19 protein-coding genes are annotated in these 20,344 nt (G+C 70.0%); 10 read left to right on the top strand and 9 right to left on the bottom strand.

Annotation, left to right across the window (positions count from 1 at the left end; all coding sequences use genetic code 11):
- Positions 1 to 12 precede the first annotated feature (12 nt).
- On the bottom strand, positions 13 to 564 hold the full coding sequence (locus BWI15_RS32300) for a TetR/AcrR family transcriptional regulator (RefSeq protein WP_077018301.1): 552 nt from the start codon (positions 562 to 564) through the stop codon (positions 13 to 15).
- An 86-nt stretch (positions 565 to 650) separates the two neighbouring features.
- On the opposite strand from BWI15_RS32300, the gene BWI15_RS32295 reads away from it, so the two are divergent.
- Positions 651 to 1,874 (top strand): FAD-dependent oxidoreductase, encoded by a 1,224-nt coding sequence (locus tag BWI15_RS32295; protein WP_077018300.1) that lies wholly within the window; start codon positions 651 to 653, stop codon positions 1,872 to 1,874.
- A gap of 31 nt (positions 1,875 to 1,905) precedes the next feature.
- Here BWI15_RS32295 and BWI15_RS32290 read toward each other — a convergent pair whose 3' ends face one another.
- Complete coding sequence (locus BWI15_RS32290; protein ID WP_077018299.1) at positions 1,906 to 2,907, bottom strand: LacI family DNA-binding transcriptional regulator; 1,002 nt, start codon at positions 2,905 to 2,907, stop codon at positions 1,906 to 1,908.
- A gap of 146 nt (positions 2,908 to 3,053) precedes the next feature.
- Between BWI15_RS32290 and arfA the strand changes: the two genes are divergently transcribed.
- From arfA to BWI15_RS32255, 7 genes are read left to right on the top strand one after another with little or no spacing between them, the layout of a single operon-like run.
- Positions 3,054 to 4,562, top strand: a complete 1,509-nt coding sequence (arfA, locus tag BWI15_RS32285) for an arabinosylfuranosidase ArfA (RefSeq protein WP_202817782.1) — start codon at positions 3,054 to 3,056, stop codon at positions 4,560 to 4,562.
- Positions 4,559 to 5,887, top strand: a complete 1,329-nt coding sequence (locus BWI15_RS32280) for an ABC transporter substrate-binding protein (protein ID WP_077018297.1) — start codon at positions 4,559 to 4,561, stop codon at positions 5,885 to 5,887. The genes arfA and BWI15_RS32280 overlap by 4 nt, the downstream gene beginning before the upstream one ends.
- A 2-nt stretch (positions 5,888 to 5,889) precedes the next feature.
- Positions 5,890 to 6,831: a carbohydrate ABC transporter permease gene (locus BWI15_RS32275; protein ID WP_077018296.1), complete on the top strand. Its 942-nt coding sequence runs from the start codon at positions 5,890 to 5,892 to the stop codon at positions 6,829 to 6,831.
- Complete coding sequence (locus BWI15_RS32270; RefSeq protein ID WP_077018295.1) at positions 6,828 to 7,655, top strand: carbohydrate ABC transporter permease; 828 nt, start codon at positions 6,828 to 6,830, stop codon at positions 7,653 to 7,655. Before BWI15_RS32275 ends, BWI15_RS32270 begins: the two co-directional genes overlap by 4 nt.
- 37 nt (positions 7,656 to 7,692) lie before the next feature.
- Entirely contained in the window at positions 7,693 to 9,915 is a 2,223-nt protein-coding gene (locus BWI15_RS32265) for a family 43 glycosylhydrolase (RefSeq protein WP_077018294.1), read from the top strand.
- Entirely contained in the window at positions 9,915 to 10,910 is a 996-nt protein-coding gene (locus BWI15_RS32260; protein WP_077018293.1) for a glycoside hydrolase family 43 protein, read from the top strand. The genes BWI15_RS32265 and BWI15_RS32260 overlap by 1 nt, the downstream gene beginning before the upstream one ends.
- A gap of 27 nt (positions 10,911 to 10,937) precedes the next feature.
- Entirely contained in the window at positions 10,938 to 11,831 is an 894-nt protein-coding gene (locus tag BWI15_RS32255) for an SAM-dependent methyltransferase (protein WP_077018292.1), read from the top strand.
- On the opposite strand, the gene pdxR is transcribed toward BWI15_RS32255, so the two are convergent.
- The gene (pdxR, locus tag BWI15_RS32250; RefSeq protein WP_077018291.1) at positions 11,824 to 13,185 is read right to left on the bottom strand and encodes a MocR-like pyridoxine biosynthesis transcription factor PdxR; all 1,362 of its coding nucleotides are present in this window, start codon (positions 13,183 to 13,185) and stop codon (positions 11,824 to 11,826) included. The genes BWI15_RS32255 and pdxR overlap by 8 nt on opposite strands.
- Positions 13,186 to 13,252: 67 nt before the next feature.
- Here pdxR and BWI15_RS32245 point away from each other — a divergent pair, with 67 nt between their 5' ends.
- On the top strand, positions 13,253 to 13,945 hold the full coding sequence (locus BWI15_RS32245; protein WP_077018290.1) for a pyridoxamine 5'-phosphate oxidase family protein: 693 nt from the start codon (positions 13,253 to 13,255) through the stop codon (positions 13,943 to 13,945).
- On the opposite strand, the gene BWI15_RS32240 is transcribed toward BWI15_RS32245, so the two are convergent.
- The 6 genes from BWI15_RS32240 to BWI15_RS32215 form a co-directional block, all read right to left on the bottom strand.
- Positions 13,932 to 14,576 carry a TetR/AcrR family transcriptional regulator gene (locus tag BWI15_RS32240; protein ID WP_077018289.1) on the bottom strand — a complete coding sequence of 215 codons (645 nt, stop codon included), beginning with the start codon at positions 14,574 to 14,576 and terminating at the stop codon, positions 13,932 to 13,934. The genes BWI15_RS32245 and BWI15_RS32240 overlap by 14 nt on opposite strands.
- Before the next feature lie 11 nt (positions 14,577 to 14,587).
- Complete coding sequence (locus tag BWI15_RS32235; protein ID WP_077018288.1) at positions 14,588 to 15,895, bottom strand: methyltransferase family protein; 1,308 nt, start codon at positions 15,893 to 15,895, stop codon at positions 14,588 to 14,590.
- Positions 15,896 to 15,904: 9 nt separating this feature from the next.
- A complete protein-coding gene (locus tag BWI15_RS32230; protein ID WP_083751136.1) occupies positions 15,905 to 16,813 on the bottom strand; it encodes an SRPBCC family protein in 909 nt (302 codons plus the stop codon).
- 67 nt (positions 16,814 to 16,880) lie between these two features.
- A complete protein-coding gene (locus BWI15_RS32225) occupies positions 16,881 to 17,678 on the bottom strand; it encodes an ABC transporter permease (RefSeq protein ID WP_077018287.1) in 798 nt (265 codons plus the stop codon).
- Positions 17,675 to 18,622, bottom strand: coding sequence for an ATP-binding cassette domain-containing protein (locus tag BWI15_RS32220; protein WP_077018286.1), 948 nt, complete (start codon positions 18,620 to 18,622; stop codon positions 17,675 to 17,677). Before BWI15_RS32220 ends, BWI15_RS32225 begins: the two co-directional genes overlap by 4 nt.
- A gap of 180 nt (positions 18,623 to 18,802) precedes the next feature.
- Complete coding sequence (locus BWI15_RS32215) at positions 18,803 to 19,327, bottom strand: EXLDI protein (RefSeq protein WP_077018285.1); 525 nt, start codon at positions 19,325 to 19,327, stop codon at positions 18,803 to 18,805.
- Positions 19,328 to 19,422: 95 nt separating this feature from the next.
- On the opposite strand from BWI15_RS32215, the gene BWI15_RS32210 reads away from it, so the two are divergent.
- Positions 19,423 to 20,304 carry an alpha/beta hydrolase gene (locus BWI15_RS32210; protein WP_077018284.1) on the top strand — a complete coding sequence of 294 codons (882 nt, stop codon included), beginning with the start codon at positions 19,423 to 19,425 and terminating at the stop codon, positions 20,302 to 20,304.
- Positions 20,305 to 20,344 lie beyond the last annotated feature (40 nt).

Below are 20,344 nucleotides of genomic sequence, written 5' to 3'. Positions count from 1 at the left end.
CCGAGCCTGCCGTCAGACCGTCGGATCGGGAGCGGTCAGGTAGCGCTCGACCGTCGGCGCGAGCCAGGCGACGACCGCTGCTCTCGGCATCTCCGCGAGCGGGCCGAGCTTCAGCACGTACCGGCACAGCCCGAGGCCGAGAGTCTGTGAGGCGACCAGACCGGCCCGGCGCTCTGCGTCGTCGGACAGGCCGGTGGCGGCGACCGCCAGCTGGCCGGTGAAGATCTGCCGCATCCGCTCGGCGGCGACCTCGTTGGTGACCGCCGCCCGGAGCAGCGCCTGCAGCGTGTCGTCCTCCTCCCAGCGTCGGAGGAAGTGGTCGACCAGAGCGGTGCCGAGCTTCTCCCTCGGCAGCGTCGACAGGTCCGGAAGGTGCAGGTCGAAGTCCGCGGCGGCGGCGAAGAGCTTCTCCTTGCTGCCGAAGTGCCGCATCACCAGCGCGGGGTCGGTCGCCGCGTCGGCCGCGATCGACCGGATGGTGGCCCGCTCGTAGCCGTCGGTCGCGAATCGCTCGCGGGCCGCGGTGAGGATCGCGGCCTTGGTTTCGTCGCCCGTGCGTCGCATGGGCGACACCCTAGTCAACAGGTGTTGACTTGGCCAGCGCAGCGCCGTACCGTCGGAGTCAACAAGCGTTGACTTGGGAGGCGGAGATGACGGATGTCGTGGTGGTCGGAGCCGGGCCGGTCGGTCTGGCGGTGGGTGTCGTGCTGGCGGGAGCGGGGCACGAGGTCGTGGTGCTCGACCGGCTGGCCGAGGGAGCGAACACGTCGCGGGCGGCCGTCGTGCACGCCCGGACGCTGGAGATGCTGGAGCGGATCGGCGTCAGCGACCGGTTGGTCGCGCTCGGCGTCCCGGCCGCGGGCTTCAGCATCCGGGACGGCGGCCGCGAACTGATCGGCGTCCCGTTCGACGGACTGCCGACCAAGTACCCGTACACGCTGATGATTCCGCAGCACCTCACCGAGAAGGTGCTGCTCGAGCGGCTCGAGGAGCTCGGCGGGACAGTGCGCCGCCCGTGCGCCGCCACCGGCATCACCCAGTACGACGACCACGCGGCCGTCACCCTCGACACCGGCGACACGCTCACCGCCCGGTACGTCGTGGCGGCCGACGGGATGCACAGCCGGATTCGCGACCTCGCCGGCCTCGGCGACGACACCACCGACACACTCCCGCTCTCCTTCAGCCTCGCCGACGTCCGGGTCGACGGCGGCCTGCGAAGCGAACAGGTCGAGCTCTACCTGGCGACCGAAGGCGTACTGGTCGTCGCCCCGCTCCCGGACGGCTCGTTCCGGCTGGTCGCCGAGGTGGAGGAGGCGCCCGAACAGCTCGATGTCGCCTACGCGCAAGACCTGCTCGACACCCGGGGCCCGACCCCCATCGGCCGCGCTCGGGCGGGTGGGCCCGGGGCCGGTGGGCACGGCTCATCGCGCCGCGGCGCCTCCGTCCGGGTGACCGAAGTGGTGTGGGGATCGCGGTTCCGAATCCACGAACGGGTCGCCGCGGCGTACCGGAACGGCCGAGTCGTGCTGGCCGGCGACTCCGCCCACACGCACAGCCCCGCGGGCGGTCAGGGCATGAACCTCGGCCTGCGCGACGCCCTCACCCTCGGCGAGGCCTTGTCCACCGCCCTGACCACGGGCGACGAGCGGGCCATCGACCAGTACGCCGTCCAGGCGCGCGCCGAGGCACTCGGCGTCGTCTCCCTCGCCCACCGCCTGACCCGGATCGCGACCGCCCCCAAGCTCCTGCGCCCGGCCCGCAACTTCGTCCTCCACCTGCTCGGGCACGTCCCCGCCGTCCGGCAGGGCTTGGCGCTGCGGCTGTCGGCGGTCAGGCCCGAGGGTGCACCGTCGCCTGAGGCGCGCGCATGACCGCCGACCTCACCACCCGCGCCACCATCTGCTAACCGCCCGTCGACTCACGGATCTTCAACGTGTGCGGAACGGTGAGGTCGCGGCGTTCGGCCGCACCGTGGCCGGCGATCCGGTCGAGCAGCAGCCCGACCGCGTTGTCGGCCAGCCACTCCATGTCCGGCGAGATCGTGCTCAGTGACGGCGAGTGGAAGCGGCCGTCCTCGATGTCGTCGAAGCCCACCACCGCGACGTCGTCCGGGACCGACAGCCCTGCCTCGGCGAGCGTCCGCAGCGCGCCGAGCGCGAGCAAGTCGTTGAAGCAGAACACCGCGTCCGGCGGCTTCGGCAGGGCGAGCAGCTCGCGCATCGAGGCCGCGCCGTCCTCGCGGTGGTACCCGGTACCGGCCAGCTCGAGCGCCGGGTCGTGCGCGAGCCCGGCCGCCTTCAGCGCCTGGCGGTAGCCGCGCCGGCGGACCGTTCCGGTGCCCGCGCCACCGCCGACGCCGATCGCGGCGATCCGGCGCCGGCCCAGCGAGACCAGGTGCGTGGTCGCGTCGTACGCCGCCTGAACCGAGTCGACGGCGACCCGGTCGAGCTTGCCGCCGGCGTCGCGCTCGCCGAGCAGCACGATCGGCTTGGCTGTTTCGGTCTCGCCGATCCGGGCCGGTGAGGTGGTGATCGGGGAGAAGATGATGCCGTCGATCAACTGGCCGCGCATCCCGTCCAGGACCAGTTTCTCGGCGGCCGCTTCACCCTCGGTCTGGTCGATCAGCACGGTGATGCCGCGCTTCTTGGCCGCCCGCGAGATCGCGGCGCCGAGCTCCGCGAAGTACGGCGAGGCCATCTCCGGGATGGCCAGCGCGATGAAGTCCGAGCGGCCCTTGCGCAGCGACCGGGCGCTGACGTTCGGCCGGTAGTCGAGCGCCTCGATCGCGGCCTGCACCTTGGCCCGGGTCTGCGAGGTGATGTGCGGGTAGTTGTTGATGACGTTGGACACCGTCTTCACCGAGACGCCGGCCCGTGCCGCCACGTCGCTCAGCCTCGTCACCATCCTGGCCCCCTTCCGATGCGTGCTCGCCGCAGTCTGCCACGGTGTGCGCAGTGGACCGGACCAGTTGCCGGGTGGTCAGGTCTTTACAGGCGATGTTAATCGATGTAGAAATCCCGGTAAACGTTGTAAAGAACTCTGGAGGGCCAGTGGCACGACTCGCCGTGGATCCCGCGTTCGTGGTCGGGAGCCTGGATCGGCGCCTGTTCGGCTCGTTCGTCGAGCACATGGGCCGCTGCGTCTACACCGGGATCTACGAACCGGACCACCCCGACGCCGACGTGGACGGCTTCCGTACCGACGTGCTGGCGCTGGTGCGTGAGCTCGGCGTGACCGCGGTCCGCTACCCCGGCGGCAACTTCGTCTCCAACTACAACTGGGAGGACGGCGTCGGACCGAAGGAGGACCGGCCGCGCAAGCTGGACCTGGCCTGGCGGGCGATCGAGCCGAACCAGTTCGGCACCGACGAGTTCGTCGCCTGGGCCCGCAAGGCCGGCGTGGACCCGATCTGGGCGGTCAACCTGGGCACCCGCGGGATCCAGGAGGCCGTCGAGCTGCTGTCGTACTGCAATCTCCCGGCCGGGACCGCGTTGCCGGACCGCCGGGTCGCCAACGGCAGCAAGGAACCGCACGACATCCGGGTCTGGTGCCTGGGCAACGAAATGGACGGCCCCTGGCAGATCGGCCACAAGACCGCCGACGAGTACGCCCGGCTGGCCGAGGAGACCGCGAACGCGATGCGCCGCGTCGACCCCGGGCTGGAACTGGTTGCCTGTGGCTCCAGCAACGCCGGGATGCCCACGTTCGGCGACTGGGAGCGCACGGTGCTGGAGCGCACCTACGACCTGGTCGACCACATCAGCCTGCACGCGTACTACGAGCCCAAGGACGGCGACCAGGCCAGCTTCCTGGCCGCGGCCGAGGAGATGGACCGGATGATCACCTCGGTGGTCGCGACCGCCGACCACGTCAAGGCGCTCAAGCGCAGCGACAAGGAGATCACGCTCTCCTTCGACGAGTGGAACGTCTGGTACCAGCAGCACTTCCCCGGCGAGCTCGGCCTGGACGTGCGCGAGGTGAGCCCGCTGATCGAGGACACCTACACCGTCGACGACGCGGTGGTGGTCGGCAGCCTGCTGATCACGCTGCTGCGGCACGCCGACCGGGTCAAGATCGCGTGCCTTGCGCAACTGGTCAACGTGATCGGCCCGATCCGGACCGAGCCCGGTGGCCGCGCCTGGCGGCAGACCACGTTCCACCCGTTCGCGCTGACCGCCCAGCACGCCGGTTCGACCGTGCTGCGCACCGAGGTCTCCGGCCCGACCGTGCAGACCGCGGCGTACGGCGAGGTCCCGGCTCTGTGGAGCACGGCGACGTACGAGGACAGCACGGGCGAGGTGGTGATCTTCGTGGTGAACCGCCACGAGACCGACGCGCTCGACCTGGAGGTTCCGCTGCATGCGTTCGGGAACTTGTTGGTTACGCAACATCTGAGTTTGTCCGACGACGACCGGGCCGCGGTGAACACAGCCGCCCAGCCGGACCGGGTCGTCCCTCGACCGGTCGACGGGACCGGAATCGACCACGGCATCTGCCGCGCCACGCTGCCTCCTGCTTCGTGGCACATGATCAGGCTCTCCCCTGGAGGTACACGGTGAACACCATCAACCGGCGACTCGTGCTGGGCGGTATCGGCGCACTTGGAGCGGCAGGCGTCCTGGCCGGCTGCGGCGAAGGCTCGGCGGGCAACCCCGGCGCGGCGCCCGCCACCGGCGACGGCGGCGCGAAGGGTTACGACGGCCCGGCTGTCGAGCTGGACTTCTGGAACGGCTTCACCGGTGGTGACGGCCCGTTCATGCGCAAGCTGGTGGACCAGTTCAACAGCGAGAACCCCAACATCAAGGTGAAGATGACCGTGATGCAGTGGGCCGACTACTACACGAAGCTGCCCACCGCGGTGAGCAGCGGCCGCGGTCCCGCGGTCGCGATCATGCACGTCGACTCGCTGGCCACCAACGCCGCACGCAACGTGATCGAGCCGCTCGACGACGTGGCCAAGGCGCTCGACCTCAAGCAGGAGGACTTCGCCGACGTCGTCTGGCAGGCCGGTGAGTACGAGGGCAAGCGCTACGGCATCCCGCTCGACGTGCACCCGCTCGGGTTCTTCTACAACAAGAAGCTGATGGAGCAGGCCGGTCTCGACCCGGCCAAGCCCCCGGCCACCGCCGAAGAGTACGCCGCGGCGCTGGACGCGCTGAAGGGCAAGGGCATCCAGGGTCACTGGGCCACGCCGTTCCCGTTCACCGGCGTACTGAGCGTGCAGGCGCTGCTGTGGCAGTACGGCGGCAACCTGTTCAACGAGGACTCCTCGAAGGCCGTGTGGCACGAGGAGCCCGGCGTGAAGGCACTGACCTGGTTCACCGACCTGGTGAAGAACGGCCACAGCCCGAAGAACGTCGCCCAGGACGCCGACAACATCGCGGTGATGAACGGCAAGAACGCCTTCGTCTGGAACGGCATCTGGAACATCAACACGTTCAAGGAGAAGAAGGGCCTGGAGTGGGGTGTCGCCCCGCTGCCGAACATCGGCGGGACCAAGGCGGCCTGGGCCGGCTCGCACCAGTTCGTGCTGCCGAAGCTGAAGACGCCGGACCAGAACAAGTCCACCGCCGCGCGGGTCTTCGTCAACTACGTCAGCCAGAAGTCGCTGGAGTGGGCCAAGGGCGGCCAGGTGCCGGCCCGTAAGCAGGTCCGCGACTCGGCCGAGTTCAAGGCGCTGCCGGAGCAGGCCGCGCTGGCCACCCAGATCGACGACCTGCACTTCCCGCCGCCGGTGCCGGGCATCGGTGACGCGCTGGCCGAGCTGAACAAGGCGGTCAACGAGTCCGTCCTGCTCAAGGCCGAGCCGGCCAAGGCGCTGGCCGACGCGTCCGCGCGGGCGGACAAGATCCTGGAGGCCAACCGCAAGAAGTACGGCGCCTGATCATGGCGGCCGAGGCCAGTGCGGGCACGCTGCGCAGGCGGCGTGCCCGTGCCTCCACGGGCGTGCGCGGGTACGGTCGCGCCACGCCGTACCTGTTTCTCGCGCCGTACCTGCTGCTGTTCGTGCTGTTCGTGATCGGGCCGGCCATTTTCGGCATCTGGATGAGCCTGCACGACTGGGACTTCCAGTTGCCGGGCAAGCCGTTCGTCGGACTGCAGAACTACAAGGACCTGTTCGACCCGCTGTCGGCGACCGCCGAGCCGTTCTGGCACGGCATGCGGGCGACCGGGATCTTCACGCTCGCGTCGGTGCCGTTCCTGGTGGTGGTACCGCTCGGTCTGGCCGTGCTGCTGAACCGCAAGTTCCCGGGCCGGACGTTCTTCCGGGCGGTGTACTTCGCGCCGTACGTGCTGGGCGTGGCGGTGATCGGCCTGATGTTCCGCTACATCCTGGACACCACCTTCGGCATCCTGAACGCGTTCCTCGGGGTGTTCGGCATCCCGGAGATCGGCTGGACCACGGAGCAGCCGTGGGCGTTCGTCGCGCTGGTCGCGGTGACGGTGTGGTGGACGGCCGGCTTCAACGCGATCATCTTCCTGGCCGGTCTGCAGGACATCCCGGCCGAGCAGTACGAGGCGGCCGAGCTGGACGGGGCCAACACCTGGCAGCAGTTCCGCAACGTCACGCTGCCGGGCCTGCGTCCGGTCACCGTCTTCATCGTCACGATCACCTTGCTGGCCAGCGCGAACATGTTCGGCCAGGCGCTGCTGATCACGCAGGGCGGACCGGGCGACACCACCAGGACGGCGCTGATGGTGATCACCGACACCGGGTTCAGCCAGTTCCGGATGGGTCAGGCGTCGGCGATGAGCTACCTGCTGGCGATCTGCCTGTCGATCGTCGCGCTGATCACGTTCGCACTGATGAGGGAGCGCAAATCATGAGGCGCCGACCGTCCGCCGCCTTCTGGGTGATGGTGGTGCTGCTGACCCTGCTGGTGATCGTCCCGCTGCTGTGGATGGTGATCACCTCGTTCAAGACCGTCGGTGAGTCGCAGGCCGACCCGCCGACGCTGATCCCGCAGGACCCGAGCGGGCGCGCGTTCGGAGAGGTGCTCACCACCGGCGGCCAGAACCCGGTGCTGCGGTGGGCGCTGAACAGCTTCGCCGCCGCCACGCTGCACGCGGCCCTGGTCGTCGTGGTGGCGTCGATGGCCGGCTACGCGCTGGCCCGGATGGAGTTCCGCGGAAAGAACTTCATCTTCAGCTTCATCCTGCTGACGCTGTTCATCCCCGGCTTCGTCTTCCTGATGCCGAACTACCTGCTGATGGACAACCTCGGCTGGCTGGACACGCTGTGGGCGCTGGTCGTCCCAGGGGCCGCCGGTGCGTTCGGGGTGTTCTTCATGCGGCAGTTCTTCCTGGCCATCCCGAAGGAGCTCGAGGAGGTCGCGCTGATCGACGGCGCGAACGCCTGGATCGTCTTCACCCGGATCATCCTGCCGAACGCCAAGCCGGCGCTGGCCACCTTGACGGTGCTGTCGTTCCTGGCGAACTGGAACGACTTCGTCTGGCCGCTGTTCGTGCTGTTCAGTCCCGAACGCCTCACCCTGCCGGCCGGCCTGAGCCTGCTGCAGGGCGCCTACACCACCGACTACCCGGTGATCATGGCCGGTGCGACCGTCGCCGCCGTACCGGTGCTGATCCTGTACGTGTTCGTCCAGCGCTACGTGATCGAAGGTGTCGCCCGCAGCGGCATCAAAGGCTGACCACCCTGCTCGCAAGCCCGTCCGAGAGGAACCGCCCGTGCCTCGAAGAATCCTTGCCGCCGCGCTCGCCGTGGCCGCCGTCGCCGCCGGAACCACGGCCGCGTCGGCGGCCCCGCCGCCGGCGCTCACCACCCAGAACGACATCTCGAAACCGTTCGCCGACACCTACGCCGATCCGGCGATCATCCAGGGCCGCGACGGCTACTGGTACGCCTACGCCACCTCCGACCCGCTGGTCTCCGGCGGTCCGTTCGGCCTGATGCACATGGCCCGGACCAAGGACTTCGGCTCCTGGGAGTACCTGGGCACCGTCTTCGACGACACCACCAAGCCGTCCTGGGCGGCGCCCGGCTCGTTCTTCTGGGCGCCCGACATCCGGTACTTCGGTGGCCGCTACGTCATGTACTTCACCGTCACCGACACCGCGGCCAACCCCGGCGGCGACCCGGCGATCGGCGTCGCGACCGCGCCGACCCCGGCCGGCCCGTGGACCGCCACCGGTGGCCCGGTCGTCACCCCGAAGCCGGACGGCAACGGTGGCTACTTCGGCACCATCGACCCGGCCCTGCTGACCGCCGCCGACGGCAAGCGCTACCTGTACTACGGCGGCTTCTACGGCGGCATCTCGGTCACCGAGGTCAGCCCGGACGGCCTGCAGGCGGTCGGCGAACCGACCCAGGTCACCATCGGCGACCGCTACGAGGGCTCGTACGTCGTCTACCGCGACGGCTGGTACTACCTGATGGCCTCGTCGATGAACTGCTGCGCCGGCCCGACCACCGGATACTCCGTCTTCGCCGGCCGGTCGAAGTCGCCCAAGGGGCCGTTCCTCGACGCCGACGGCGCGAGCATGAACGAGTCCCGGGTCGGTGGCACGACCGTGCTCACCCAGAACGGCAACAAGTGGATCGGCCCCGGCCACCACGCGTTCTTCACCGACGCGGCCGGCCAGGACCACATCCTGTACCACGCGATCGACCGCGCGAAGCCGTGGCTGACCGACCCGTTCGGCATCAACCGGCGGCCGATGCTGGTCGACCGGATCGACTGGATCGACGGCTGGCCGCGCACCCGCGCGGGTGCCGGTCCGTCGGAGACTCCGCAGCCCGCGCCGACCACCGGTTCCGGCGCCGGGATCATCTCGACCGACCCGGCCTCGGGGCTGCGGCTCGCGACCCGGCGTCCTGGTGACGCGCTGGGTGGACCGACCGCGCAGATCCGTGGCCTGGCAACCACTAAGCAGGCCGCGCCCGGTGGATCGCTGCGGGTCGAGGCCGACGTCCGGTTGGGCAGCAGCTTCACGACCGTGATCGGTGGCTCGGTGGTGGCGAGTGTCGGCAGCAGCAAGCTGACCGTCGTCGCCGGTGGCAAGACCGCCTCGGCGCCGTTGCCGGCCGGTTTCGACCGCACCCAGTGGAACAAGCTGAGCATCCAGGTCGCCGACGGTGTGGTGACCGCACGGCTCAGCGACGCCGGACTCGGTGACCTGTACGCCGAGGCGCGGCTGAGCGTGCCGAAGCTGCGGTTGAAGTCGGCGCCGGTCAGGTGGCTCGGTTCGGCCGAGTTGGACAACCTGACCGTCCGCCCGGTCGCCAAGCCGGTGCGGAAGCTCGCTCCCCAGCCGAAGACCGGGAAGCTGCTGGCCGGTGACGAGTTCGACGGCTCCGGCCTGGGCGGCGCCTGGTCCTGGGTCCGCCCGGACGCTTCGGCGGTAGTTGCTGGTGGCAAGCTTTCTTGGCCGCTGCAGAACGCCGACCTGGTCGGCGGTGGCAACAACGCCGGACTGCTGTTCCACCAGACGCCCGGCACCGACCGCTGGATCGCCGAGACCAAGCTCCACCTGGACCTCGGCGAGGGTGACATCCGCAACTACCAGCAGGCCGGGATGATTGCCTACCGCAACGACGACGACTTCGCCCGGCTGGGCAACGTCGCGATCTGGCGCACCCGGCAGACCGAGTACGGGCGGGAGCTCGTCGCCCGGGCCTCCGACGGCGCGACCAGCTACGGCGGTGCCGCGATCGGCCGGTCGGCGACCGACCTGTGGATGCGGCTCGCGTTCCACAAGAACGCCGCCGGCGAGCACGTCTACCAAGCCGGCACGAGTGTCGACGGCAAGAACTGGACCTGGGGCGCGGCGTGGGTGCTGCCGGCCGGCGAGACGCCGAGGCTGGGACTGTTCGCGCACGGCGAGTTCACGGGGGCGAACCCGAAGCCGGTGGCCACGTTCGACTACCTGCGGTTCTACGAGAGCAAGTGATGCTGCGCGGACTGGGGTTGTCGTTGCTGCTGCTCGTTCTGGCGGGGTGCGGCAGCGACGACGACCCCGGCCCGCCGTCCGAAGGAGCGAGTGTGGGATTCAGCAATCCGGTCTACGACAACAACTTCGCCGACCCGCAGGTGATCGCGGCCGGGGACACGTTCTACGCGTTCGCGACCAACGGACCGCTCGGCAACATCCAGACCCTGAAGTCGACCGACCTGGTCGAGTGGGAGCAGGTCGGCGACGCGCTGCCGGCGCTGCCGGGCTGGACCTCGGCCGGCAAGGTCTGGGCGCCCGAGGTCGCCGTGCACGGCGCTGACCGGTTCGTCATGTATTACACGAGCTCGAACGACAAGACCGGCCGGCAGTGCATCGGGGTCGCGGTCGCCTCACAGCCGGAAGGTCCATATGTCGACAAATCGAGTAATCCCCTGATCTGTCAGAGTGATGAGGGTGGTTCGATCGACGCCAGCCCGTTCCAGGACTCCAGCGGGCAGCGCTGGCTGTACTGGAAGAACGACGGCAACGCGGTCGGCCAGGACACCTGGATCTACGTCTCCAAGCTGTCGGCCGACGGACTCCAGCTGGTCGGCGAGACGACCAGGATGTTCAAGCAGGACCTGCCCTGGGAAGGCAACCTCGTCGAGGCGCCGTACATGGTCGAGCGGAACGGCAAGTTCCACATGTTCTACTCCGCCAACGCCTACGACAAGGCCGAGTACGCCGTCGGCCACGCGCTCTGCACGACACCAGCCGGGCCGTGCAAGAAGTCTGGCGACCCGATCCTCGCCACCTCGGACGACGCCGCCGGACCCGGCCACAACATGGTGCTGGAGAAGGACGGCCGCTACTGGTTCGTCTACCACGCCTGGGATCCCGCGCTGGTCGGCTCCGACCCGCCTGGCCGCACGATGTGGCTGTCGGAGCTCACCTGGAACGGTGACACCCCCGTCGTCCAGCCCCCGCTGCGCGACAACCCCACGCGTCCGTGAGCTGACCGTCGTGGTCTCATCGAGACCATGACCGAGATTCCCGCGGGGGTCGGCTGGACCTCGCTGCTGACCGCCTACGGACGTGCTCAGGAGAGCCGGGAGCCCGAGCCGTTGTTCGTCGAGCCGCTCGCGGCGGCCTTCGTGGCCGCCGCGCTGCGAGCTCCCGTGCCCGCGGGCGTGCAGCTGCCGCGGCTCGGTCCGGCGCGGGACGACGGCACGTCGCGAACGTGGAACGGGCTGCGGTACTACTTCACCCAGCGGACCCCGTTCTACGACCGGCACGTGGTCGACGCGGTCAGGTCGGGCATTCGCCAGGTGGCGGTGCTCGGTGCCGGGCTCGACACTCGTGCGTTCCGGCTGGACCTGCCGGCTGACGTCGTGCTGTTCGAGGTGGACACCGAGCCGGTGCTGAGTTTCAAGGCACAGGTGCTCGATCAGGAGGCTGCCGAGCCGACCTGCCGCCGGGTGCCGCTGGTGGCCGACCTGCGGGGTGACTGGACGTCCGCGCTGGTGGCCGGCGGGTTCGATCCGGCGCGGCCGACGTTCTGGCTGGTCGAGGGTCTGCAGATGTACCTCGCGCGCACCGAGGCGGATCAGTTGCTGGAGGCAATTACCGGGTTGTCCGCCGCGGGCAGCCGGACCGCCGGTGAGTACTTCAGCCGGCTGCCGACGCGGGCCGACGTCGAGTACGACACGCTCGACGCCGAGGAGCAGGCGACCTGGGACCTGTTGCTGACCGCCTTCCGGGACAACCAGCTCGGCCGGCCGGACGCCTGGGTCGCGCAGCACGGCTGGCAAGCGACCGAGGTGACCAGTGTGACCGAGGTCGGCGAACGGTCGGGACGACCGGTCCCGCCGTTGCTCGACGTCCTCAGGGATCGCGTGGTGATCTGGCTGTACGCCGCGGAGCTGGTCAGCTGAGCAGGTCGACCAGGATCTTCAGCGCTGTCACCAGATCCTCGTCGGTCGGAGTGGCGTAGCCGATCACCAGGCCGGGTAGGCCGCTGATGCCGCGGCGGTAGTCGGCGAGTGGGGCGACCGCGACGCCGGCGGTCCTGGCCCGCGCGGCCAGCGCGCGGTCGTCGACGTGGTCGGGCAGCAGCAGGGTGATGTGCAGCCCGGCGTCCTGGCCGACCACCCGCCCGTACGGCGCGAGCATCCGGCAGGTGAGGTTGCGGCGTTCGGCGTACAGGCGGCTGGAGCGGCGGACGAGCTGGTCGAGGTAGCCGTCGCGCAGCATCGCGAGCAGAGCGGCCTGCATCGGCCAGGCCGGCCAGTCGCTGGCGTCCTCGCGGTGCGCGGCGATCCGGTCGACAACCGGCGTGGAGGCGACCAGCCAGCCGAGCCGCAACGAGGGGCTGAGCATCTTCGACAGCGTGCCGAGATGCACGACCCGGTCGAGGTCGAGCTGGGCGAGCGCCGGCAGCGGCGCCACGTCGTACCGGAACTCGCTGTCGTAGTCGTCCTCGATCAGCGTCGCGCCGGTCCGCCGGGCCCAGCGGATCAACTCGTTGCGTCGGGCAACGGGAAGCCGGCCGCCCAGCGGGTACTGGTGGGACGGCGTGACGTAGACCGCGGCCAGGTCGTCGCCGAGCGTTTCCACCCGCAGCCCGTCGGCGTCGACGGGAACGTCGACCACCTCGAGCCGGTGCGACCGGGCTGCGTTGACCGCGTTGACGTAGCCGGGGTCCTCGATCGCAATCCGGTCTCCGGGTGAGCGGGTGGTGGTGAGCAGCAGGTGCAGACCGTGCACGGTGCCGTTGGTGATCACCAGGTTCTCCGGACCGCAGGCGATGCCGCGAACCCGGCCGACGTGCTCGGCGAGCGCGGTGCGCAGCTCGGGGAGGCCGGCGGGTTCGTCGTACCCGCGGGGCGGGCTCTGCGCGGAGACCTCACGCCAGGCCCGCCGCCAGCCGGGATCCGGTGTGCTCGCGATGAACGGGATGCCCGGGCGGAGGGTCAGCAGCTCCGGCTCGGGCTCCCCGCGTGGGCGGGTGGGTCGGCGAACGGCCGGTGTCAGCGGAACGACGTCGGCGACGTACGTGCCCGAGCCGGTCCGGCCGGTGATCCAGCCCTCCGCATGCAGTTGGTCGTACGCCGCCTGCGCGACCGCGCGGGACACCTCGACGTCGCGGGCGAGATCGCGGGTCGACGGAAGGCGAAAACCGGCCTGGAGCCGGCCGTCCCGGATCGCGGCCCGGAACTGCTCGGCGAGCTGGAGATGCAGCGCGATCCCGGCATTCCGGTCCACGGTCAGCGGTAGCGAGGTTCTCACAATGGACTACTCGAAACGTCGCGAAGTGGACCGTGAAGGCATGCCACTACTCTGCCACGCTGAACTTATGACCACGATTCCTTTGTCACCGACCGCCCGGACCCAGGTGCGCCGCTCGAAGGAACGCGCCGCCACCGACCGCCAGGTCCTGTACGACGTGCTGCAGGCCGGCATGTTCTGCCACCTCGGCGTGGTCGTCGACGGCGATCCGCTGGTGCTGCCCACGGCGTACGGCGTGGACCTCGACCGGGGGCCGGACGGGACGCTCTACCTGCACGGATCGGTGGCCGCCCGGAGTGTGGTCGCGGCGCCGGGGCAGACCATCTGCGTGACCGTGACACACATCGACGGGCTCGTGCTGGCCCGGTCCGCGTTCCACCACTCGGTGAACTACCGGTCGGCCGTCGTACTCGGCAGGCCGCGGCTGGTGACGGATCCGGACGAGAAGCTGCACGGGCTGACGACCATCGTCGACCACCTCGTGCCGGGCCGGTCCAGCGGGTCGCGCGCCCCGAACAAGAAGGAGCTGGCGAAGACCTCGGTGCTCGCGCTGGACCTGACCGAGGCTTCGGTGAAGACCCGCGTGGGTGAGGCGAACGACGAGCCGGAGGACCTCGACCTGCCGTTCTGGACCGGGGTGGTCCCGCTGCGTGTGGTCGCGGGTGAGCCGATCAGCAACAGCGACTGCGATCTGCTCGTGCCGGCCCACGTCCGCACTCGCGCCAACCAGCTGGGAGCGCCCGCGGCTACGGGTTGGTGAGCGCGTTCAGCTTCCGCTTCACCAGGCGGCTGGTGACCGGGCCGAGGTTGTCGAGCTCGGACAGCAGCGTCTCGGTCAGTACGGCGAGCTGCTCCAGCGACGCGAGCGCACGGGTCGCGCCCGCCGGATCGACGCCGTCGAGCAGCTCGATGCCAACGAAGCCGGCCGAGATCGCGCGGGCCAGACCACCGCGGTCGACGAGCGGGAGCAACGGACTGCCCGCCAGCACGCGGGCCAGCGTCTTCTCCACCTCGACGACCCAGAGGTTCAGCGCGTCCGCGACCGCCGCGCCGACCACCTCGTTGCCGCGAGCGCCGGCCAGCAGCTGAGCCAGGACGGCGACGTTGCCCTCGGCGTGCTCGGTGACGTGCACCTCACGCCCGACGGCGAGCAGCTCGGCGAACGTTGTGGCCTGGTCGAACCGGTCGCGGTAGAGCGCGACGCGTGACTCGGTACTCTCCCGGCAGGCGGCCGCGATCAGGTCGTTGACGGTGCCGAAGTGGTAGAACACCAGCGCCTGGTTCTGCCCGGCCGCGGTGGCGATGTGCCGAGCCGACGCCCCGGCGAAACCACGTTCGGCGATCGTCCGCAGGGCGGCATCGAGCAGATCGGCGCGGGTGGTCTTCGCCATCGGCAGTCCTTTCATGGTGACCGGGCCGGCAGGTCTCGCGCGCCGCCGCCCATACCGTCGAGCAAGAGCTGCAGCACCGGCCGGACGACAGGCAGCCCGAGCAGCCAGCCGACGTACGCCCAGCCCGGTCCGCTGTGCTGGAACGCCCGGGCGATCGCGCCCAGCCCGCTGACCCGCAAGCCGTCAGGTCCGACGTACAAGGCGCGGCGCAGCCCGACCACCGTATAGGTCTCGGCGGGGTTGATGGTGAGCCCCCGGGGTCCGGTCGACTCGATCAGAGCTCTGGTCTGCGTGCAGATCGTGCAGGTCTCACTCAGATAGAGCTCCGCCTGCGGTTGGTACGGCCGGCGCCGGACGATCCACGGCCGCACCTCGCGGTCGTAGGCTCGCCACTCCGGCTGCCGGGCGTTCAACTGCTCGCGCTCGTGCGGATCGGCGAGGAAGCGCGAGAACGAGACCACGCCGACGGTGGCCAGCGCGAGCGACCAGCTCTGCGTGCCGAGGGCGAGCAGGGCCAGCATGACGACGACCGACGCCTGCATCGGGTTCGACAGGTACGCGTACGGGCCGGTGGTGACCAGGCGCTCCGGCGGATCCCACGGGTACGGCGTACCGCGGCCGCGGACGGCGAACTCCACCACGGCGGCGAGCGCCGGCACCGACGCGAGAGCCATCAGCTGGACGATCAGCGACGTCCGCCAGACCGGTCCGTCGAGCAGGTGGCTCCACGATCCGTCGCCCTGATCCATCACCGCTGACGGCAGCAGCCAGAGCACGAGTCCGGTGAACGTCGTCAATTGGAGGATCACCCGGCCGTTCAGGCGGCGGCGTTCGAGGGTCCAGCGGGCGAGGAGGAGAGCTGGGACGAGCACGAGCAGCAGCGCGACGACTTCGCCGTACAGCCAGTGCGGGCCGAGCTGAACCAGACCGTCGAGGCGGGGCATCAGCAGCAGATCGAGCCAAGCGCAGGTCAGCACCCACAGCAGCAGGCGACCCGAGAGCAGGACGGGCAGTGCGCCCCAGCACAGCGCCCAGCCGATCCACAGGTCGAGCGGTACGCCGAGGAAGCTGCCAACCACCGGCGCGAAGCTCCACCACCCGACGCTCATCGCCAGTTGGTTGGTGACTCCGAGCGCGACGAAGGCGAACAGGAAGCCGAGCAGGGCCGCGCCCGCCCGCCGGTTGCCGTCGGCCCCCGCAGTTGCCGGCGGCGTCTGACGCCACTCCCACCCACGCTCCGGGGAGCGACGCCACAGGACGACGGTGAGGGCCACCGGGACCGCGAGGCAGAGCCAGCGGATCACGACGAGTTCGGTCATGGTGGCCGCTCAGTCGGTGGGCCGGGCGCCGGCGGTGAGGCCGAGGCTGTCGGCGAAGTGGTCGAGGCCGGCGCCGACCATCGCGGCCTCGATCGGGCCGAAGTACCAGCTCGGGTCGAGCCGGCGGGTGAACTCGACCGTGAGATCGACCTCGGTCGTGCCGTCGGCCCGCGGCGTGAGCTGGATCGAGCCGCCCTGCCAGTGCAACCAGCGCTGGGTCTTCGACTGGTCCTCGACGACCGCGAACGCGATCCGCCGCTGGTCGTGCGCGACCACTTCGGTGACGATCGGGTCGCCGGCCAGCAGGAACGACCACCGCGTGCCGACCTCCAGGCCGGTGCCACTCGCCGTCGTCGGCGTCGGGTAACCGGTCAGCCGGAGCAGGAACGGCCGCTCGGCCGAGAAGTCCGGGCCTCGCGCGAGCCGGGTGACCGTCTCGACCGGTGACATCGCGACCACCCGCTCCACGCTGACCTGCTGGATCGGATCCACCCGGTACGCCGTGCCTTCGAGCCCGGCGGCCAGGAGCGGGACGATCGCGAGCGCGGCCAGGTAGCGGTCACCCTCACGACGCAGACGGGACTGCCGGACGATCTCGGCGACGAAGTGCGCCACGCCGTACACGAGCGGTGCGGCCATCAGGACGCAGGCGGCCCCCTCGTGCAGGAACGCCGACGTGATCATCAGCGCGAACGTCACGACCCGGAAGGTCAGCCCGTGCAGGCTCTTGGCCGGCGGGGCGAGGGCGATCACGACAGCGATCGCGAGTGGTGCCCCGACGAAGAGCGCGGCGGTGTCGAGCCGGCCGGCCCGGACGAGCAGCAGCGGGGCGAGGACGGCGGTGGCCGTCACGATCAGCAGGGCAGGAATCCGCTTCGACCAGACGACCGGAGGCGGTGATTGCTCGGGAGTGGTCATGAACGCAGCATAGACCAGGTTTTGAGCGATCGCTCAAAACCTGGTCCATCGGCTGGGTTCGTGCAGGTCAGGCGGCGGTTCCGCGGTTGTACGAGCGGCGGGACCAGAGGTAGCCGCCGGCCGTGATCGCGACGCACCAGGCGGCGGCGAGCCAGCCGTCGGAGGCCTGATACGGCGTACCGATCAGCAGCCCGCGCAGGGTCTCGATGATCGGTGTGTAGGGCTGGTACTCGGCGAACCAGCGGATGCCGGACGGCATCGACTCGATCGGGACGAAGGTGCTGCTGAGGAAGGGCAGGATCAGGCTGAACGGCAGCACGACGTTGCTCGCGGCCTCCGGCGTCTTCGAGGTCAGGCCGAGCGCGACGGCCATCCAGGTCAGCGCGATCGACGTGCCGATGATCAGGGCGGTCGCCGGCAACCACTCGCCGAAGGTCGCCGTGGGGCGGAAGCCCATCAGCAGCGCGACCCCGATCAGCAGCGCGACACTGACCAGCGTCTGCAGCAGGCTGCCGATCACGTGCCCGGTGAGCACCGACGGGCGGAAGATCGCCATCGTCCGGAACCGGGCCACGATGCCCTCGGTCATGTCGGTGCAGACGGCCACCGCGGTCGAGACCGTGCCCGAGCCCATCGTGACCAGCAGCAGGCCGGGTACCAGGAAGTCGAGGTAGTCGAAGCCGCCACCGCCGATCCCGGCCTGGAACGTCTTGCCGAAGACGAAGCCGAACAGCAGCAGCATGATCACCGGGCTGATCAGCGTGCTCAGCGTCATCGACGGGTAGCGCTGCTGGTGCCGCAGGTTGCGGCGCAGCATGGTCGCGGTGTCGGCCAGCGGACGGATGGTCGGGGTCGTCGTGCTCATCGGGTGGTCGCTTTCTCGTCGAGGGTGGAGTGACCGGTGACGGCGAAGAAGACGTCGTCCAGGTCGGGGGTGTGCACGGTGAGCTCGTCGACCTCCAGCGAGGCGTCGTCGATCCGGGCGAGCAGTTCCCGCAGCGACTGCACGCGGCCGTCGTTCGGGACCTGCAGCACCAGAGCGCTCGCGTCGGGTACGCCGCTCGGCAGCACCCGGGCGGCCAGTTCGAGCTCGCCGGGTGAGGTGAACCGCAGCCGGACGTGCCCGCCCGGAACCAGCCGCTTCAGCTCCTCGGCGGTGCCCTGGGCCACCAGTCGGCCGTGGTCCAGGACGGCGATCCGGTCGGCGAGCTGATCGGCCTCTTCCAGGTACTGGGTGGTGAGGAAGACCGTCACGCCGCCGGAGACCAGCTGGCGGATGATCTGCCACATGCTGTGCCGGCTGCGCGGGTCGAGACCGGTGGTCGGCTCGTCCAGGAAGATGATCCGCGGATCGCCGACCAGCGTCATCGCCAGGTCGAGCCGGCGCTTCATGCCGCCGGAGTAGGTCATCACCGGTTTCTTCGCCGCCTCCACCAGGTCGAACTGCTCGAGCAGGGTGGCGGCCCGCTGCTGACCGGCGGCCCGGCCGAGGTGGTGCAGGTCGGCCATCAGCCGCAGGTTCTCCTCGCCGGTGAGCAGGCCGTCGACCGCGGAGAACTGGCCGGTGACCCCGATCGCGGCCCGGATCGTGTCCGGGGCGGCGGTCAGCTCGGTGCCGTCGATCCGGATCTCGCCGGAGTCGGCGGTGACCAGCGTGGACAGGATCTTCACCACGGTGGTCTTGCCGGCGCCGTTCGGGCCGAGCAGGGAGAAAATGGTGCCTTGGGCAACTGTCAGGTCGATGCCGTCGAGCACCAGCTGGTCGCCGAAGGACTTGCGCAGTCCGCGGACCTCGATCGCTGCTGTCATGGTTCCTCGCTTGTTTTCGGGCAGGCTCGCGCCGCCTCGGGACGATGGGGTGTTGGTGGGCAGGCTCGCGCCGAGCCAGTGGGGTGTGGGGACCGCGAAGTCAGAAGGAGGGTGTGCGGATCCAGCCGGACGGCCCGTGGCCGCCGGAGTGGGTGGTGCTGTTCAGTTGTCAGGCGGGGATCAGATGTCGAGATCCTCGACGGCGGGCTGGTTCGCCGCCTCCTCGACCAGGGCGTAGAGGTCGTCGGGGATCAGCTCGCGCAGCTCCTCGATCGTTTCGGCCACGTGCAGGGTGGCCTCGCCCTGCGCCATGCTCCAGGACTGGTCGCTGCTCCAGTTGCCGATCCAGCTGCGCCAGCCGTTCTCGTACGCCGGGTCGCTCTGCTGCTGCTTGAACTGGTTGCGGCGGTCGGCGTGCAGGACGAACTTGCCGGTCCGGCTGCGATAGACCTTGAAGGCCTCGTAACCGTCCTTGCTCGACCGGCCGCCCTCGGCCAGCAGGACGCCCGAGAACCGCTGCTTGCGACCGGTGCCCCGGCCGACCCGCACGGTGATCTCGTCGTACCCCTCCTGGCGGCCCTCCTCCATCTCGACGTAGCGCCGGAGCGCGATCGAGATCGCGGAGGACAGGTTGCCGGCGAGCTCCTGGGCGCGCTTGTAGAGCGCCAGGTCGTCGTCGGACACGTAGATCGTCTTGTTCGGCATGGTGTCTCCTTCTACGTAGAACTATACATATGCCGTACGTAGATGTCTACGTATATGTCTGCGTAGAAGTGGACCGGCCCTGCGAAGATCCCGGTGTGAAGACCGATGAAGACCGCTACGACGCTCTGACCGACGAAGTCGCCGCCCTGTACGACGCCGGCCGGCAGGCGGACGCGCTCGCCCTGCTGGACGCGGCCAGCGACCTCACGCCGTGGTCGGCCGAGCTGGCTCACCTGCGGGCGTGCCTGCTCGGCTCACTCGGCCAGACGCAGGAAGCGCTCGCGGTACTGCGGAGAGAGTCGGACGCGGGCGGGTGGTGGGCCGAGCCGATCCTCACCGAGGACGACGACCTCGCCGGGCTCCAGGGCCTGCCGGAGTTCCAGCAGGTGGTGGCGCTCAGTCGTCAGCGCCATGTCGCCGACCTGACGCCACCCTTGGTCCACCTCGGCGACCAGCCCACGCGTGTGGTGGTCGCACTCCACGGCGCCGGGCAGCGTGCGACTCACGCGGCCCGTGACTGGTCGGGCGTGCTCGAGCTCGGCTGCGCCCTGGTCTGTGTGGAGTCCTCGCAGCTGATGTCCCCGATGTACCGCACCTGGCCGGACCGCCAGGCCGCGCGCGACGACATCGCCCGCGCGCTCACTCAGCTCCCCGAGGAGCTGCGAGGCCTGCCGCTGATTGCCGCCGGCTTCTCCGCGGGCGGTCGCGCGGCCCTCGACTGGGCCCTGACCGGTCTGCCGCAGCGGGCCGACGGCGTACTGGCGCTCGCTCCCGCGCTCCGCGAACTGCCGCCGTCGGCCGCGAACTCGCTGTCCCCCGCGACCGTCCTGATCGGCACCGACGACGATCTGCTCGACGTGGTCACCAGCATGACCCCGGAGCTCACCGGCCTCGGCCTGGCCGTCCGTCACCTGCCGGGGGTCGCCCATCACCCACCGGCCCACTTCGGGTCCCTGCTGGCCGGCTACCTCAGCTGACCTGCGCCGGGAAGCCGTCTTCCCCAGTTGTGGACAACAT

It is taken from the genome of Kribbella sp. ALI-6-A, from assembly GCF_001984195.1.
Classification (GTDB): domain Bacteria; phylum Actinomycetota; class Actinomycetes; order Propionibacteriales; family Kribbellaceae; genus Kribbella.
Note: the sequence above shows the minus strand (reverse complement) of the source record. Positions and strands in the feature narration are given on the sequence as shown.

Bases quoted from the DNA above. Each gene is read 5' to 3' on its own strand.
- BWI15_RS32290 (WP_077018299.1), bottom strand. From the start codon at position 2,907: ATGGTGACGAGGCTGAGCGACGTGGCGGCACGGGCCGGCGTCTCGGTG.
- BWI15_RS32295 (WP_077018300.1), top strand. From the start codon at position 651: ATGACGGATGTCGTGGTGGTCGGAGCCGGGCCGGTCGGTCTGGCGGTG.
- BWI15_RS32225 (WP_077018287.1), bottom strand. From the start codon at position 17,678: ATGAGCACGACGACCCCGACCATCCGTCCGCTGGCCGACACCGCGACC.
- BWI15_RS32230 (WP_083751136.1), bottom strand. From the start codon at position 16,813: ATGACCACTCCCGAGCAATCACCGCCTCCGGTCGTCTGGTCGAAGCGG.
- BWI15_RS32260 (WP_077018293.1), top strand. From the start codon at position 9,915: ATGCTGCGCGGACTGGGGTTGTCGTTGCTGCTGCTCGTTCTGGCGGGG.
- BWI15_RS32300 (WP_077018301.1), bottom strand. From the start codon at position 564: ATGCGACGCACGGGCGACGAAACCAAGGCCGCGATCCTCACCGCGGCC.
- BWI15_RS32235 (WP_077018288.1), bottom strand. From the start codon at position 15,895: ATGACCGAACTCGTCGTGATCCGCTGGCTCTGCCTCGCGGTCCCGGTG.
- BWI15_RS32270 (WP_077018295.1), top strand. From the start codon at position 6,828: ATGAGGCGCCGACCGTCCGCCGCCTTCTGGGTGATGGTGGTGCTGCTG.
- BWI15_RS32255 (WP_077018292.1), top strand. From the start codon at position 10,938: ATGACCGAGATTCCCGCGGGGGTCGGCTGGACCTCGCTGCTGACCGCC.
- BWI15_RS32240 (WP_077018289.1), bottom strand. From the start codon at position 14,576: ATGGCGAAGACCACCCGCGCCGATCTGCTCGATGCCGCCCTGCGGACG.
- BWI15_RS32220 (WP_077018286.1), bottom strand. From the start codon at position 18,622: ATGACAGCAGCGATCGAGGTCCGCGGACTGCGCAAGTCCTTCGGCGAC.
- BWI15_RS32275 (WP_077018296.1), top strand. From the start codon at position 5,890: ATGGCGGCCGAGGCCAGTGCGGGCACGCTGCGCAGGCGGCGTGCCCGT.
- BWI15_RS32215 (WP_077018285.1), bottom strand. From the start codon at position 19,327: ATGCCGAACAAGACGATCTACGTGTCCGACGACGACCTGGCGCTCTAC.
- BWI15_RS32245 (WP_077018290.1), top strand. From the start codon at position 13,253: ATGACCACGATTCCTTTGTCACCGACCGCCCGGACCCAGGTGCGCCGC.